At 69.9% G+C, this 15,387-nt stretch carries 15 protein-coding genes; 6 read left to right on the top strand and 9 right to left on the bottom strand.

Annotated elements, in window-relative coordinates:
• Positions 1 to 10: 10 nt before the first annotated feature.
• The 4 genes from ACFRMQ_RS03155 to ACFRMQ_RS03140 all read right to left on the bottom strand — a co-directional run bounded on the left by ACFRMQ_RS03155 (position 11) and on the right by ACFRMQ_RS03140 (position 4,840).
• A complete protein-coding gene (locus ACFRMQ_RS03155) occupies positions 11 to 1,174 on the bottom strand; it encodes a DUF2510 domain-containing protein (RefSeq protein WP_380726314.1) in 1,164 nt (387 codons plus the stop codon).
• 98 nt (positions 1,175 to 1,272) lie between these two features.
• A complete protein-coding gene (locus tag ACFRMQ_RS03150) occupies positions 1,273 to 2,061 on the bottom strand; it encodes a 3-oxoacyl-ACP reductase (RefSeq protein WP_380726312.1) in 789 nt (262 codons plus the stop codon).
• Positions 2,062 to 2,068: 7 nt separating this feature from the next.
• Positions 2,069 to 3,451: an aldehyde dehydrogenase family protein gene (locus ACFRMQ_RS03145; RefSeq protein WP_380726310.1), complete on the bottom strand. Its 1,383-nt coding sequence runs from the start codon at positions 3,449 to 3,451 to the stop codon at positions 2,069 to 2,071.
• A 3-nt stretch (positions 3,452 to 3,454) separates the two neighbouring features.
• The gene (locus ACFRMQ_RS03140) at positions 3,455 to 4,840 is read right to left on the bottom strand and encodes a glutamine synthetase family protein (RefSeq protein WP_380726308.1); all 1,386 of its coding nucleotides are present in this window, start codon (positions 4,838 to 4,840) and stop codon (positions 3,455 to 3,457) included.
• A gap of 165 nt (positions 4,841 to 5,005) precedes the next feature.
• Between ACFRMQ_RS03140 and ACFRMQ_RS03135 the strand changes: the two genes are divergently transcribed.
• The 3 genes from ACFRMQ_RS03135 (at position 5,006) to ACFRMQ_RS03125 (ending at position 7,988) form a co-directional block, all read left to right on the top strand.
• Complete coding sequence (locus ACFRMQ_RS03135; protein ID WP_380726306.1) at positions 5,006 to 5,734, top strand: gamma-glutamyl-gamma-aminobutyrate hydrolase family protein; 729 nt, start codon at positions 5,006 to 5,008, stop codon at positions 5,732 to 5,734.
• A 194-nt stretch (positions 5,735 to 5,928) separates the two neighbouring features.
• The gene (locus ACFRMQ_RS03130; RefSeq protein WP_380726304.1) at positions 5,929 to 7,026 is read left to right on the top strand and encodes a cation diffusion facilitator family transporter; all 1,098 of its coding nucleotides are present in this window, start codon (positions 5,929 to 5,931) and stop codon (positions 7,024 to 7,026) included.
• A gap of 59 nt (positions 7,027 to 7,085) precedes the next feature.
• Positions 7,086 to 7,988 carry a 5'-3' exonuclease H3TH domain-containing protein gene (locus ACFRMQ_RS03125; protein WP_380726384.1) on the top strand — a complete coding sequence of 301 codons (903 nt, stop codon included), beginning with the start codon at positions 7,086 to 7,088 and terminating at the stop codon, positions 7,986 to 7,988.
• A gap of 477 nt (positions 7,989 to 8,465) precedes the next feature.
• On the opposite strand, the gene ACFRMQ_RS03120 is transcribed toward ACFRMQ_RS03125, so the two are convergent.
• The 5 genes from ACFRMQ_RS03120 to ACFRMQ_RS03100 form a co-directional block, all read right to left on the bottom strand.
• On the bottom strand, positions 8,466 to 9,347 hold the full coding sequence (locus ACFRMQ_RS03120) for a DUF4231 domain-containing protein (protein WP_380726302.1): 882 nt from the start codon (positions 9,345 to 9,347) through the stop codon (positions 8,466 to 8,468).
• Between the two features lie 278 nt (positions 9,348 to 9,625).
• Positions 9,626 to 10,480, bottom strand: a complete 855-nt coding sequence (locus ACFRMQ_RS03115; protein WP_380726300.1) for a radical SAM protein — start codon at positions 10,478 to 10,480, stop codon at positions 9,626 to 9,628.
• Between the two features lie 48 nt (positions 10,481 to 10,528).
• Complete coding sequence (locus ACFRMQ_RS03110; protein WP_380726298.1) at positions 10,529 to 11,062, bottom strand: class IV adenylate cyclase; 534 nt, start codon at positions 11,060 to 11,062, stop codon at positions 10,529 to 10,531.
• Positions 11,059 to 12,072 (bottom strand): hypothetical protein, encoded by a 1,014-nt coding sequence (locus ACFRMQ_RS03105; RefSeq protein ID WP_380726296.1) that lies wholly within the window; start codon positions 12,070 to 12,072, stop codon positions 11,059 to 11,061. Before ACFRMQ_RS03105 ends, ACFRMQ_RS03110 begins: the two co-directional genes overlap by 4 nt.
• A 169-nt stretch (positions 12,073 to 12,241) precedes the next feature.
• On the bottom strand, positions 12,242 to 12,754 hold the full coding sequence (locus tag ACFRMQ_RS03100) for an ATP-binding protein (protein ID WP_380726294.1): 513 nt from the start codon (positions 12,752 to 12,754) through the stop codon (positions 12,242 to 12,244).
• A gap of 180 nt (positions 12,755 to 12,934) precedes the next feature.
• Here ACFRMQ_RS03100 and ACFRMQ_RS03095 point away from each other — a divergent pair, with 180 nt between their 5' ends.
• The 3 genes from ACFRMQ_RS03095 to ACFRMQ_RS03085 are packed head-to-tail and all read left to right on the top strand — an operon-like array spanning position 12,935 to position 15,306.
• Entirely contained in the window at positions 12,935 to 13,915 is a 981-nt protein-coding gene (locus tag ACFRMQ_RS03095; RefSeq protein WP_380726292.1) for a hypothetical protein, read from the top strand.
• Between the two features lie 13 nt (positions 13,916 to 13,928).
• Positions 13,929 to 14,597, top strand: a complete 669-nt coding sequence (locus ACFRMQ_RS03090) for a YdcF family protein (protein ID WP_380726290.1) — start codon at positions 13,929 to 13,931, stop codon at positions 14,595 to 14,597.
• Positions 14,542 to 15,306 carry a WbqC family protein gene (locus ACFRMQ_RS03085; protein ID WP_380726288.1) on the top strand — a complete coding sequence of 255 codons (765 nt, stop codon included), beginning with the start codon at positions 14,542 to 14,544 and terminating at the stop codon, positions 15,304 to 15,306. Before ACFRMQ_RS03090 ends, ACFRMQ_RS03085 begins: the two co-directional genes overlap by 56 nt.
• Positions 15,307 to 15,387: the final 81 nt, after the last annotated feature.

The following is a 15,387-nucleotide window of genomic DNA, read 5'->3' as shown; positions in this document are numbered from 1 at the left end:
AGCGCGGGGCTCAGGTGGTGGTGCCGCCGGAGCCGCCCTGACCGGAGCCCGAGCCCGAACCGGGCAGTCCCGGGAGGCTCGGCAGCTTGCCCTTGTAGGCGGTGATGCCCTGGACGACGGTGTCCATCACCGCGACGTCCGGCGACTTGTCGGCGATGTCGAAGCCGAAGTGCACCGAGACCAGCGCCTTGCCGTCGGCGGACGGGAAGACCACGGTCTGCACGTAGCCGCTGTTGCCCTTGGAGACGTCCACCTTCCAGCGGACCAGGTAGCCGTCCTGGCCGTTGACCTTCACGGCCTCGGACTTGAGCTCCTGGTGCCCGGTGACGTCGCCGTACGAGTCCTTCGCGGCCGCCGCGATGTCGTTCTTGGCCGCCGCCTGGGCGTCGGTGCCGCCGCCGTCGATCCGGCCGGTGTTCACCCCGCCGAGGGAGCAGCTGCCCTTGCCGTCCGCGCAGGTGTACGAGCCGATGGTGATCGCGGCGAAGCCCTGGGTGGTGGTGCCGGCCTCCCAGCCGTCCGGGACCGGCAGGGTGAGCCGGTTCACCACGTCGATCGCCTGGTCGGTGCCGGGGCGGGTCTTGCCGCCGCCGCCCTTGCCGTTGCCGCCGCTCCCACCGCCGTTCCCGCCACCGCTGCCGCCGTTCCCGCCACCACTGCCGTCGCCGCCGTCGCCGTTGCCGGGATCGCCGAAGCCCGGGATGCCGCCCCACGGTCCTCCGTAGCCGCCCTGCGGGGCCGGCCGGGCGCTGCGCGGGGCACGGTCCGAGTGGCCGTCCATCGCGAGGTAGGTGATCCCCGAGCCGACACCCAGGCCGAGCAGGGCGGCGACGGTGGTGGCCACCGCCAGCCTGGAGGGCTTGCGCCGGGCCTTGGCCGGCGGCCCGGCCGGCGAGCCGTAGGCGGTGCCGAAGGGCGGCGGCTCCGGGAAGCGGACGGTCGGGCCGCTGTCCAGCACCTCGCCCTCCAGCACCCGGGGCTGCTCGGCCGCTCCCGGCTCCGGGTCCGCGGCGGCGGTCGGCTCGGCCTGCGCGGCACCCGGCGCCGGGGCGTCCGAGGGGGCGGGCCGGGTGTCGGCCGTCCAGCCCCTGCCGTCCCACCACCGCTGCGGCCTCGGGTCGCCGGTGGTGTCCTTCGGGTCCGGGTACCACCCGGCGGGAATCTGCTCGCTCACGACAGAGAATCTAAAGGCAGCCGGATAAACGCGAAATCAGCGCAGCCGGGAATTCCCGGCGTTTTCGATGAGATTCCGGTGAGAACCCGGCACGGCGGCTACAGCGGGGTGACGTACGCCCCGGAGATGCCCCCGTCCACCAGGAACTCGCTCGCCGTGATGAACGAGGAGTCGTCGCTGGCCAGGAAGGCCACCGCGGCGGCGATCTCCTCGGCCCGGGCGAACCGGCCGAGCGGGATGTGCACCAGCCGGCGGGCGGCCCGCTCCGGGTCCGCGGCGAAGAGCTCGCGCAGCAGCGGGGTGTCCACGGGCCCGGGCGAGAGCGCGTTGACCCGGATGCCCTCCCGGGCGAACTGCACGCCCAGCTCCCTGGACATCGCCAGCACCCCGCCCTTGGAGGCGGTGTAGGAGATCTGCGAGGTGGCCGCGCCCATCCGGGCCACGAAGCTGGCGGTGTTGATGATCGAGCCCCGCCCGTGCCGGCGCATGTACGGCAGCGCGGCCTTGCAGCACAGGTACACCGAGGTCAGGTTGACCTCCTGGACCTTGCGCCAGGCGTCCAGACCGGTGGTCAGGATCGAGTCGTCCTCGGGCGGTGAGATGCCCGCGTTGTTGAACGCGACGTCCACGCTGCCGTACGTCTCGTACGCCTCGTCGAACAGCGCCTCGACCATGTACGGGTCGGTGACGTCGGTGTGGGTGAACAGCCCGCCGACCTCCTTGGCGGCGGCCCGCCCGGTCTCCTCGTCGAGGTCGGCGCAGACCACCTTCGCCCCCTCCGCGGCGAGCCGGCGGGCGGCGGCCAGGCCGATGCCGCTGCCCGCGCCGGTCACCACGGCGGTGCGGCCGACCAGCCGGCGGCAGACCACGGCGTCGTTGTCGCTCATCGGGCTCCTACTCCTCGCTGTGGAAGAAGACGTTCTTGGTCTCGGTGAAGTGGCGCAGCGCGTCCGGCCCCAGCTCCCGGCCCACCCCTGACTCGCCGAAGCCGCCGAAGGGCGTCCAGTAGCGCACCGAGGCGTGCGAGTTGACCGACAGGTTGCCCGCCCGCACGCCCCGGGCCAGGCGCAGCGCGCGGCCGACGTCCCGGGTCCAGATCGAGCCGGACAGGCCGTAGCGGGTGGCGTTGGCCAGCCGCAGCGCGTCGGCCTCGTCGGTGAACGGCAGGACGGCGGCGACCGGGCCGAAGATCTCCTCGGTGACCGCCGGGACGTCCGGGTCCTCGGGGGCGATCACCGTCGGCGGGTACCAGTAGCCGGGCCCGTCGGGGACCTTGCCGCGGGCCAGCACCGGCAGGTCGGGGGTGACGTAGGAGGCCACCCGGCGGACCTGGGCGGCCGAGATCAGCGGGCCGAGCCGGCTCTCCGGGTCGGTCGGGTCGCCGGTGCGCAGGGTCTCGACGGCGGGCAGCAGCAGGGCGAGGAAGTCCTCGTACGCCTCCCGCTGGACCAGGACGCGGCTGCGGGCGCAGCAGTCCTGGCCGCTGTTGTCGGCGAAGGACATCGGGTCGGCGGCGCGGGCCAGGTCGGCGTCGGCGAAGACGATGCTGGGGCTCTTGCCGCCGAGTTCCAGGGTGACCCGCTTGGCGCGGGCGGCGCAGCGGGCGGCGACCTCCTTGCCGACCAGGGTCGAGCCGGTGAAGACGATCTTGCGGACGGCCGGGTGGTCCACCAGGGCCCGGCCGGTGGTGGCGCCCGCGCCGGGGACCACCTGGAACAGGCCCTCGGGCAGGCCCGCCGCGAGGGCGAGTTCGGCCAGCCGCAGCGCGGTCAGCGGGGTGGCCTCGGCGGGCTTGAGCAGGACGGCGTTGCCGGCCGCGAGGGCGGGGGCGAAGCCCCAGGCGGCGATCGGCATCGGGAAGTTCCACGGCGCGATCACGCCGACCACGCCGACCGGCTCGTGGAAGGTCACGTCCAGGCCGCCGGGGACGGGGATCTGCCGGCCGGTGAGCCGTTCCACTCCCCCGGCCGCGTACTCCAGCAGGTCGCGGACGTTGCCGGCCTCCCAGCGCGCGTTGGCCAGGAGGTGGCCGGCCTCGCTCACCTCCAGGGCGGCCAGTTCCGGGACGTGCACCTCGACCTGGTCGGCGAACCGGCGCAGCAGCCGGGCCCGGTCGCCGGGGGCGAGCGCGGCCCAGCCGGCCTGGGCGCGTACCGCCCGCCGGACGGCCGCGTCCAGGTGCTCGGGGGTGGTGTCCGGGACGGTGGCGAGCGGCTCGCCGGTGGCGGGGTTGCGGACGGTGCTCACGGGGCCGTCGCCCGCCGTCGACTCGGTCATGCGTCACATCCGTTCGAAGGATCGGTAGCGCTCCCAGTCGGTGACCGCCCCGTCGTAGGCGGCCTGCTCGACCCGGGCCATGTTCAGGTAGTGCTCGACCACGTCGTCGCCGAAGGCCTCCCGGGCCAGTTCGCTGCCCGCCCACAGCTCGGCCGCCTCGCGCAGCGATCCGGGCACCCGGGCGTACTCCTCGACGGCGTAGGCGTTGCCGAGGCAGGGCGCGGGCAGTTCCAGCTTGCGCTGGAGCCCGTGCAGGCCGGCCGCGACCATCCCGGCCACCGCGAGGTAGGGGTTGACGTCGCCGCCCGGCACCCGGTTCTCCATCCGCAGACCGGGCCCGTGGCCGACCACCCGGTAGGCGCAGGTGCGGTTGTCCCGGCCCCAGGCGACGGCGGTCGGGGCGAAGGAGCCGGGGCGGTAGCGCTTGTAGGAGTTGATGTTCGGCGCGTACAGCAGGCTGAACTCGCGCAGGGCGACCAGCTGCCCGGCCAGGAAGTGCCGCATGTTGTCGGTCATCCGGCCGTCCCGGTCGGCGAAGGCGGGCGCTCCGACGGCGTCGCGCAGCGAGAGGTGGATGTGGCAGCTGTTGCCCTCGCGCTCGTCGTACTTGGCCATGAAGGTGAGCGCGCAGCCGAGTTGGGCGGCGATCTCCTTCGCGCCGGTCTTGTACACGCTGTGCTGGTCGCAGGTGGTGAGGGCGTCGGCGTAGCGGAAGGCGATCTCGTGCTGGCCGAGGTTGCACTCGCCCTTGGCGGACTCCACCACCAGTCCGGCCCCGGCCATCTCGGCGCGGATCCGGGACAGCAGCGGCTCGACCCGGGCCGTGCCCAGCATCGAGTAGTCCACGTTGTAGAGGTTGGCCGGGGTCAGGCCGCGGTAACCGCCCTGCCAGGCCTGCTCGTAGGTGTCGCGGAAGACCAGGAACTCCAGCTCGGTGCCGACGTCGGCGGCCAGGCCGTGCTCGGCGAGCCGGGCGAGCTGGCGGCGCAGCAGCTGGCGCGGGGCGGCGTCCACCGGGCGGCCGCCGTGCCGGGCGAGGTCGGCGGTGACCTGGGCGGTGCCGGGCTGCCAGGGGGTCAGCCGCAGGGTGGCGAGGTCGGGCCGCATCGCGAAGTCGCCGTAGCCGGTGGCCCAGGACGAGAAGGCGTAGCCGTCCACGGTGTTCAGGTCGACGTCGACGGCCAGCAGGTAGTCGCAGGCCTCGGCACCGTGCTCGGCGACCTCGTCGAGGAAGAACCGGGCGGCGAAGCGCTTGCCCTGGAGGCGCCCCTGCATGTCGGTGAAGGCGAGCGCGACGGTGTGCACCTCCCCGGCGTCCACCAGGGTGCGCAGCTCGTCCAGGGTCAGCGGCGGCCGGGGCCGCGAGCCCGCGGCGCTCTGTTCGGGCATGACCGAACCCTCCTCCTCGATCACTCTTCGAGATCAAGCGGTCACAGCGAACCGTACGGCCTGCGGCTCGCGGGGCGGAAGAGGGCGGCGGGTGTCGGACGCCCTCGGCGCGCCGACGCGCGTGTCTGACGGTTCATCAGGCGGTTCGGGTGGAGAATGCCCGCCATGGATCGCAGGCCTTTGATCGGCATCAGCACCTATCTGGTGGAAGCGAGTTGGAGCGATTGGCGGGGGCGCCGGGTGGCGCTGCTGCCCGAGCGGTACACCGCGCAGGTCCGGGACTCCGGCGGGATCGCGATCCTGCTTCCGCCCGACGCCCCGGAGCGCGCGCCGGAGGTGCTGGCCCGGCTGGACGGCCTGGTGATCGCGGGCGGACCGGACATCGACCCGGCCTACTACGGGGAGCCGGCCCACCCGGCCGCCGAGCTGGACTCGCCGGAGCGGGACGCCTGGGAGGTCGCGCTGCTGCGGGCGGCGCTGGCGGCGGGGATGCCGCTGCTGGCGGTCTGCCGGGGGATGCAGATCCTGAACGTGGTGTGCGGCGGGACGCTGGTGCAGCACCTGCCGGACGTCCTGGCGGTCGACGTGCACGGCGGCTCGCCCGGGCACTACGGCTCGCACCCGGTGCGACCGGTGCCCGGGACGCTGCTGGGCGGGCTGCTGCCGGAGAGCGAGCTGGAGGTGCCGACCTTCCACCACCAGGCCGTCGACCGGGTGGGGGCGGGCCTGCGGGTGAGCGCCCACGCTCCGGACGGGACGGTGGAGGCGGTGGAGGGGCCGGGGTTCGCACTCGGAGTGCAGTGGCACCCGGAGCAGGGGGACGACCTGCGGCTGATGCGGGCCCTGGTCCGGGCGGCCACCGCCGCGAGTCTCGACGCACTGGCACTGGGATAGCTCAACTGGGCTCAATGGGAGGGGAGTTCGTCGTGCCTGGCGGCTGTGGAGTGCGCCGGCTGCGGCCGCCTGAACGGCAACGACAACGGTCACCAGTACAGCCTTTGGATCTTTGTCGATTCTGCGGTTCACTTCGGGTGCGGGCCGGTCGCATCGAGGCCCCCTTCCCACCCGTGCGCCCAGAGAGGACTTCCATGGCCGGGCACGAGCACTCGCACGATGATCATGCGCATGACCACGAGCACTCGCCGTCGCACTCACACGGTTCCGGCGGACACGGCCACGCGCACGGATCCGGCGGACACGGCGGACACTCGCACGGAGTCGCCGCCAACGCGGACCGCCGCTGGCTGCTCAGTGCCCTCGCCCTGATCGTCGTCTTCATGGCCGGCGAGGTCGTGGTCGGCTTCGCCGCCCAGTCCCTGGCGCTGATCTCGGACGCGGCGCACATGCTCACCGACGCAGCCTCGATCGTGCTCGCCCTGATCGCCATGCGCCTCGCCGCCCGCCCGGCCCGCGGCGGCTACACCTACGGCCTCAAACGCGCCGAGATCCTCTCCGCGCAGGCCAACGGGGTCACCCTGCTGGTGCTGTCGGCGTGGCTGGGCTACGAGGCGATCGCCCGACTGCTCGAACCGCCGGAGGTCACCGGCTCACTGGTGCTGGTCACCGCACTGGTCGGGATCGTCGTCAACCTCGCGGCCACCTGGTGCATGTCCAAGGCCAACCGCAGCTCGCTGAACGTCGAGGGCGCCTTCCAGCACGTACTGACCGACCTGTACGCCTTCATCGCCACCGCCGTCGCCGGCCTGATCGTCCTGACCACCGGCTTCGCCCGGGCCGACTCGATCGCCTCGCTGATCGTCGTCGCGCTGATGCTCAAGGCCGGCATCGCGCTGGTCCGGGACTCCGGGCGGATCTTCCTGGAGGCCGCCCCGGCCGGGATCGACCCGGACGCGGTGGCCGACCGGATGGTCACCGAGCCGCTGGTCGAGGAGATCCACGACCTGCACATCTGGGAGATCACCTCCGGCCAGCCCGCCCTGTCCGCGCACATCCTGGTCACCCCCGGCGGCGACTGCCACGCGGTGCGGCGCTCCCTGGAGCGCCGGCTCTCGACCGAGTACGGCATCACCCACTCCACCCTCCAGGTCGACCACGTCGGCGAGGACGAGGCCGGCGCGCTGCTGCAGATCGCCACCCCGGGCGACTCCGCCGCTTCCGCTTCCGCCGCCGAGCACTGCGCCAACACCCACGGCCCGGTCCACCGCGCCGGACCGCACGAGCACTGAGAACCGGCGGCCCGTCACCCCGATGCGGCATGATCGGAGGCGTGACCGCACCGCGACTGATGCTGCTCGACTCCGCCAGCCTGTACTTCCGGGCCTACTACGGCGTACCGGACACCCTGCGCTCGCCGCAGGGTGAGCCGGTCAACGCCGTCCGCGGCCTGCTGGACTTCATCGCCCGGCTGGTCCACGACCACCGCCCCGACCAGCTGGTCGCGTGCATGGACGCCGACTGGCGCCCCCAGTGGCGGGTGGACCTCGTCCCCTCGTACAAGACCCACCGGGTCGCCGAGGAGGCCCAGGACGGCGAGGAGGAGGTGCCCGACACGCTGGCCCCGCAGGTCCCGGTGATCGAGCAGGTGCTGGACGCCCTCGGCATCGCCCGGGTCGGCTCCCCCGGCTACGAGGCGGACGACGTGATCGGGACCCTCACCGCCCGCGCCACCGGGCCGGTGCAGATCGTCACCGGCGACCGCGACCTCTTCCAGCTGGTGGACGACGCCCGCGGGATCACCGTGCTCTACCCGGTCAAGGGGATGGGCAACCTCCAGGTCACCGACGACGCCCTGCTGCTGGAGAAGTACGGCGTGCGCGGCGCCCGGTACGCCGACATGGCCGCCCTGCGCGGCGACCCGTCGGACGGCCTGCCCGGGGTCAAGGGCATCGGCGAGAAGACGGCGGCCCAGCTGATCAACGAGTACGGCGACCTCGCGGCCATCCGCGCCGCCGCCCTCGACGTCGCCTCCAAGCTCACCCCCGCCCGCCGCCGCAACATCGTCGAGGGCGCCGCCTACCTCGACGTCGCCCCCAAGGTCGTCCGCGTCGCCGACGACGCCCCCCTCCCCGCCTTCGACCCCACCGTCCCCCGCGAGCCCCTCGACCCCATGACCCTGGAACACCTCGCCACCCGCTGGGGCCTCGGCACCTCCCTCGACCGCGTCCTGGAGGCCCTCGCCGCCCGCTGAGCACACACCGAAGGGGCCCGCACGTTCGACACCAACGTGCGGGCCCAACCGGTGGACCTCAATCAGGCGCAACGCCCCGACTCGGTCTGACCGCGATGGCTCGATGCCCGGTCGGCAAGCCCCACTCCACAACATGGAGTTTCGCCTGCTCGACCGCTCCGAGAGTCACGCCCATGACAGCGAGTGGGGTGGCCCCATGACGCTCCAGCCACAGAAGCCGACGGCGTTGCTCTCCCGGTTCCAGGGCAGCCCAGGAATCGAGAGTGACTCCTGACGCCGATATGCCGCGTGCCGCCATCCGAACAGCGATGTTGTGAACGTACGGGAGTTCGGAAGGAGATCTCGCCAACTCCACCAAGCACCAAGCGGTCGCGTACGAAATTGAGCCATGCGCCGCCATCAATCGGCGAGCGCGCCAATGCTGGGCCGGCGCGAGCAGATAGCGCGATCCCAGCCCTATCCTTCTGCACCCTGGCCTCATCCGCCGACATGCTCCTCGCTCGTCGAACTGGACTGCTCAAGCTGCAACTCTCGCTTCCGCTGCTCCTCCTTCAAGCGTTCGACGAATCGAGCAAACATTCGCAGACGATGGCTCTCCGAAGGCGGTTCATTCGGGTCACTCCCGGCATATTCATCGAGCATGAACTGCGAAGCATTGTAATGCTTCTCGATCTCATCAGCAGTTGACTGGAGATTATAGCCTCGCTCCCGGAACTTGAAATATCCGGTCACACCTGCCGAAATTCCAACAAAGCCACTGAGGAATGTGGTTCCGATCCTGAGCACGACACTGTCTCCAGTGTTCATCGCAGTGAGGGATGAGGTCACAATTGACCCGGTGATGATGATCACCTGGAAGAAGTTGTGGACCCTGCGATTCCTGTTGGCACTCTTCCTGTACTGGTCGACGATCTCCAGCGATGCTTCTCGGTAGATCCTCAGCCCGGACGGAGAGTCCAGCGGGAGTCGGGCAGCGGCGGTCTGGCGGTCCTGCAGCGCATTGCGCAGCTCGCCAGACTTGGCGGCGAGCCTCTTGCGGCCATCCTTCAGGAGTCGAAGCATCGCAATCGACAGGGCGACAAAGGTTACAAGCCCCAGGCATCTCGTGAATGCGGTTTTGACTCCCCAAAACCCGGCGAGCACGCTGTAGCCCAACAGGACAGTCAACACGGTCGCACCGACCATGACCAGAAAATAGATCCGCTGGGAGGTTCGGATCTCGCGGAGCACCACCTCCAGCTGGTCAAAGTCCTTGACCTTCCTCCGGTAATCTTCCTGAAGGTACTGCTCTTGCTCCGGCGTCAAGACTTGCCGATACTCGGGTGAATTTTGACCGTCTTCGAAAACTTCCAAACTCATCGCATTGGCCTCCTGCCATCTCAATGTGCATGGCAGAGGCTAGGGCGCGGATCGCTGCCACACAAAGACAGATGCGCGGGCAGTTGACTTTCACGAAGAATGTTTAAATTTCTTTACGATTATCGCTGAAATATTCGACACCAGGAGAATTGGCGACACTTCCCTCGTTCGAGTGGTGTTGCGTGGATTAGGCAGGATCACGGGCTGACCCGCACATGGACAGCGGCCTCGCTCGCACCGAGCGAGGCCGCCACAGCCCCACCGGCAAGGCCCTCCACTCAGGCAGCGGCCCCGTACTCGCGCGTCAACCTCCGGACCTCGGCATCCTTGAAGGCCTGTACCTCCTCCACGATTCCACTCCTCGGCAACTCGGCCACGGGAACACAGAGGTCCATCCGCTGGATGCAGACGCCCACCATGTACTCCCGTTGATCGGTGAGGTACAGCCGGATGCCGTAGTAGCCCTCCTCGCAGTCCGTGTCGTTGTTGAACCGGCACGACGCACAGGTGTCGGGCAGCCGCACGGGCAGCAGCCGCTTGACGTAGACCGCCCGGCCGCCCAGCGCCCGGTACAGGGTGCGCTCGTCGGAGGTGCCGGCGGTGAACGTCCGGAGCACCGGTTCCGCACCGACCCGGGCCAGCACTTCGGAGATCGCCGCCACGGACTCCGGTCCGTGCTGGATGCTGGTGAGCATCCGCACGTCCGCGAACTGGCCGTACGACTCGACCAGGTTGACGACCCGGTCGACGTGGACCATCCCGGGAACGACGATGTTCACGGAGACCTTCACGCCGTTGGAGACGGCGGACCGGACGGTCTGCTCCGCTGCACGGATCTTCGCCTCGGCCAAGCCCGCCGACCTGAAGCGCTCGGACTGAACGGCCTGGAGTTCTGCCGCAGTGGTGCCGAAGACCGAGACGTTGACCCGGTTGAGGCCGGCTGCCGAACACTCCGGCATGACCTGCCGGCCGCGCTCCCCGTTGCTGGTCATCCCGACGTTCAAGCCCATGCCGGTGAGTGCCCCGACCAGTGCGGGAACCTCCGTGTGGAGAGTGGGTTCCCCACCGGTGAGGTGAACCTCGTCGGCGTCGAAAGCCCTCGCCACGGTTCGTACGGCCCGCCGGAAAGCCATGTCCGGGGCCATCCTGGCGGAGAGGAAACCGACCCCGTTCGTCTCCTGTCACTCGAACGTGAGCCGGGGAATCGACTCGATGTCGATCCCGTACCGGCGGTAGACCTTGATCGTGTTCTCGCTCGTCAGCTCCTGCAGAGGAAGCTTGAGTGCGAGAGCGGTCGTGTGGACGTGTTCGGCGCTGTTGCCCTCGATCTCCAGGTACGGGGGGATCAACGGCCACTCATCGATCTCGACGGACGCGCCGCCCAGCGTCCAGGAGGACCGGCGGTTCTCCTGGTACGCCTTCGGCTGGTAGCCGAGCTTGCCGAGAAGCGTGTTCGCGGCGTCGAAGTCACCGACGGTCGTCTCCGTCTCGGTCACGCCGTCGATCGCGTCGGAGTGGATCTCCTTGACGCACAACGTGACGTCGGTGCCGGTGTCACGCAGCCGTACCCACGCACCGGGCCGACCGGGGATGTCGTAGACGTACCGGCGCTGAGCCCGGTCGCCCACGTGCTCCGCCCCGGCCCGGATCAGGAGCGCGCGCACCTTCTCCGGCTCGACGTTGAGAATTTTCGCTTCGAACTCAGTAACGGTCATGGCGAGTTGCCCTTCTCGATGTGATGCGGAACGTGCGAGTGCACGATGTTCGGGCCGTCATCACGGCCCCAGTTCCACGGGGAGGGGTGCGCACCACGCAAATACGCGAGGCGATGGACGGCCTGCCGACGGGCGCCGTCGTCGAGCCGGGAGCGGCGGACCGTGTCCATCACCGTGGCGAGGACGACGATGTCGCGTACGACCTGGTAGCCGGACCAAGCGCCGATGCAGGGGTGGCCGGGGGCCTGATTCTCCCACTCGTAGGAGAGGTAGGTGTCGGCAAAGGTCCGGTGGTCCTCGCGGGCGCCCGTGAGCAGTTCGCTGCGCCAGCGGGCGGCGACCAGGTCCCACTCGCGGTGGCCGCGCCGCAGTGGGCGGCGCAGCAGGAGCCCGACACGGACTCCGTCGTCGTGGACGGGGACCATGCCGAGGGCGCCAAGGACGACGGCGTCCGGCGTCGGCCAGTCCAGGTAGTCCCACTCCTCACGCAGTCGGGCCGCGCGCTCGCGCAGGAACCGGCGGGCGGGATCGTCCAGCGGAGCGTCGTCCAAGCCGTCCAGCAGCCCGGCGAACGGGTCGTGTTCCCGCAGCCACGGGGCCGTCCTGGGGTCGATTCGGTGCGTGAGGGCGGTCACCCACGCGGACAGCGACGTGTCAGTGCTCGGCTTCCCGAGGTCGCGCCAGAAGGTCACGGCGCGGCCGTCGGCAGTCGCGCGAGCCTCGGTGTAGTAGGGCGAGGTGACGGCGACCCGGTGCTGTCGGAGGAACTGGGCGCCCTTGATGAGCGCCCAGGCCTCATCCAGGTCCGGGTGGACGATGGCGAGTGCGCACGAGCGCGAGCCCAGCGACCACAGGTGGTTCGGGCTCTCACTGACCAGCTCGGCCTTCGCCGGGTCGTCGCCGGTGACCACGCAGGCCTGCGTCAGCGCCTCGTAGGAGGCCGCGATGTCCAGTCTGCGGGCCGGAGTGGAGGTCTTGAGCAGTGTTCTGGTGCGCGGTCCGACGCTCACGGCGCAGTCCTCGGGTACGGAGTGGACGGGTGGACAGAGGGAGGGGATCGGCCCGGCCTCTGGAGACGTCGACTCGTGGCCGTCGTCAAGGTGGTGGTGCGTTGCCTGGGCCGTTGCGCCGGGCAGTTCAGCCTTGGGACATTCCCGAGTACGTGCCCGGAGCCGGCCTTCAGGCAACGCTCACGGGTCGCGCGACGGCCTTCGACTGCGCTTCCGCCTCAGCGACGGTGGCCTGGTCGAAGGTCTCCGGTTCCAGGTCGAGTTCGAACCAGACGGACCAACCGGTGGGCTGTCCCTGAAGGTCGAGCCGCTGGTGCCAGCCGATGTCGTCCGCGTAGCCGTCGGCGACCACCAGTCCGCGGCCGCTGGTCGCGTCGAGGTCATCGATGCTGCTGTTCATCGCCGGTTCGACCACGTTCGGGTCCGTCACGGTGATCCGCAGCCGGTCGCGCTCCCTGTCGACACCGATTTCGATCGACAACTCGGCCTCTTTTCGGGGCCCTTGACCGGTGGAGTGCTTGATCGCGTTGTCGATGAACTCCGACGAGCACACACGAAGCGCGTACGCCCGGGATTCGTCGAGGACTACGCCGACTCTCACGACCTCCTCGGACAGCAGGTGGCGAATCGTGCCGAGGGACGCGGTCGTGACTGTGGTGCTGAACTCCAGGACGCGATTCATGGCTGTTCCTCCGGGATGGACGTGGGGAGGCGATCCCGGGCCGGTGGCGGGAGTGGCGAGTGATGGTCATCGCGTTCTCGCTGAGACTCTTTGCGTCAGGGGCCGGGAGGAAGAAAGAAATCCCGCAGACCGCGGTTTCTAGGTCCGAGTGACCAGGACGCGTATGCCGATGTCCTCAAGGTGCTTGCGTCGTCTGTCGGCGGCATCCTGGTCGCCGAGGTGCGCGATCGTGGGCAGCACGACGGCGTACACGTGCTGCGCCAGTGCGATCCCGATGCTCGTATGCGATTCGAGGCACTGGTGGCGCAACAAGTCGGCACTCCGGTACTCGCGGAGATCCAGGCCGGGCCGCGGGCATGGGAGTACGAGTCGTGGACGGAGGACATCGAACGGGCGGTGCTGGCGGCGTCCCGGCAGGAATTCGCCTTGGCGGGAGTCCTGTTGGAACGTTGGCAGTCACGCTGGCCGGCAGCCGAACTCGACGACCGCGGCCTCTACCTGCTGGCCCGTTCGACGGCCCTGGTCGGCGACCTCCGTCGTGATCAGGGTGCACTGATCGGCCCGCTGTCGGCCTCGGCCTCGTACACCAAGGCCCGATTGTTGTACACCCAGCTCGACATCCCCCGGCGGACGGCCCAGTTGGACCTGGCATTGGCCGTGGTGACGGAGATGTCCGGGCAGCTCTCGGCTGCGGCGGGCCGGTACTCGGACCTTTCCGGTGACTTCCGCCTCAGCGTACGGGATCGAACCCGGGCGGCTCTGTGGGTGGGAACCTCGCTCGACAAGCAGGGCGAGCACGAACAGGCCATCGGCATCACCGAGTCGGCGATCCGGGTGTTCGAGAACCTGGATGAGATGGAGGACTGGGCGACAGGCAACCAGAAGCTTGCGCTCGCGTACCGAGGTGCGGGGAATCTCGGAGAGGCAGTCCGGTTGATCGAGGTGGCGAGGACGAACACGAGCGGTTCGACGCCCATGCAAGACGTGCGGCTGACCACCGCGCACGGGCACATCCTGCTGACCGACCGCGCGACTGCCGGAGAGGGGCTCGCCCTGCTGGACAGGGCCGAGGTGATGGCGGACAAGTACGGTATGACCCACCAGCGAAGGAGCATCCGAGGCATCCGGTCCGGATTCCAGCAGGCACGGTGCCTTCAGTGAGCGGGAGAAGAACGTGGCGGACACGCAGCAGCGCGAGATCACCGACCGACAGTGGGCGGACGCCACGCTGATCTGGGAATACCACCAGGTGGGGCACGAGCGGCGGCCGTGCGATGTGGCGATCGGTCTGGGCTGCCACGATCTCGGAGTGGCGGCCGAGGCGGCAGCCCTGTACCTGGACGGCCTGGTAGGGAAGATCGTGTTCACGGGCGGGCCGAACCCGTCCCGGCCGGAGCTCTTCCCCCGGGGTGAGGCCGTGCACTTCACCGAACACGCCATCGCCCTCGGAGTGCCCGAGCGTGCGATCCACCAGGAACCCCGCGCCCGCAACACCGGGCAGAACATCCAGTACTCCCGTGAGGTCCTGGAGGCCGCCGGCGTCGAGGCACGGTCGGTGCTGCTCGTGAGCACGCCCTACATGGAGCGCCGGGCGTACGCGACGGCCCGCCAGGTGTGGCCGGAGGCGGAGGTGGTGTGCACCTCCACCCCGATGAACCTGAACGACTACGTGAAAAGCATCGGCGACGAAAGACTCGTGATCGACAGTCTCGTGGGCGACCTCCAGCGGGTGATCGAGTATCCGAGGCTCGGGTTCGCCGTCGCCCAGGATGTTCCGGAGACGGTTCATGATGCGTACCAGCGGCTTCTCGCCGACGGATTCGACAGCAAGGTCATCGGCTGACGCGGCACCGCCCTCCGGGCTGGTGTGCGCCGTCCACCAACCCAACTTCCTCCCCCGCCTCTCCACCGTGGCGAAACTCGCCGCCGCGGACGTCTGGGTGGTCCTCGACGACGTCCAGTTCAGCCGCCGTGACTACCAGCACCGGGCCCGGGTGGCGCCGGTCGACGGTAGCCGCCCGACCCGGTGGCTGTCCGTTCCCACGCACCTTCCGTCCGGAAGGGCAACCCTGATCCGCGACGCCCGCCTCGTCGAAATCCCGCGCAGCGTCCGCCGGGTGGAACACGTCCTTCGCCAGCACTACGGGGTCAGCCCCTACTGGCCTCTGTTGGCGACGGACCTACCAGGGCTCCTGACACTCTTCAGGAGTACCGACCGGATGGCGGAGATCGCCGAAGCGTCCACCCTGCTACTGCTCCGTTTCCTCGGTTGGTCAGGAACGGTGGTCCGCAGCAGCGCCCTGTCCGCAGGCTCCGGGCGGACGCAGCGCCTCGTGGACCTGTGTCTGGCGGTCGGCGCGGATACGTACCTGTGCGGCACGGGCGGCAGCAGGTACATCGAGCCGGACCCGTTCACGGCTGAACGGGTCGAACTGCGGCAGTTCGGCGTACCGACCACGGGAGTGTGGGCCGGCGCCCGGCAGGTCAGTGCGCTGCACAGCCTGATGGTGCATGGGCCCGAGGTCGTGAAGGCGGTCCTCGAAGTGGGATGAGCGGTGCTTGGCGTCCTCGCTCGGTCGGGGCGAGGACGCCAAGGTTCAGCGCAGCGGTCGATTTTCGTTGCCGCTTCGGCC

Source organism: Kitasatospora sp. NPDC056783 (genome assembly GCF_042789895.1).
Classification (GTDB): Bacteria; Actinomycetota; Actinomycetes; order Streptomycetales; family Streptomycetaceae; genus Kitasatospora.
The sequence above is the reverse complement of the archived record's forward strand: the minus strand, read 5'-3'. Positions and strand labels throughout refer to the sequence as shown.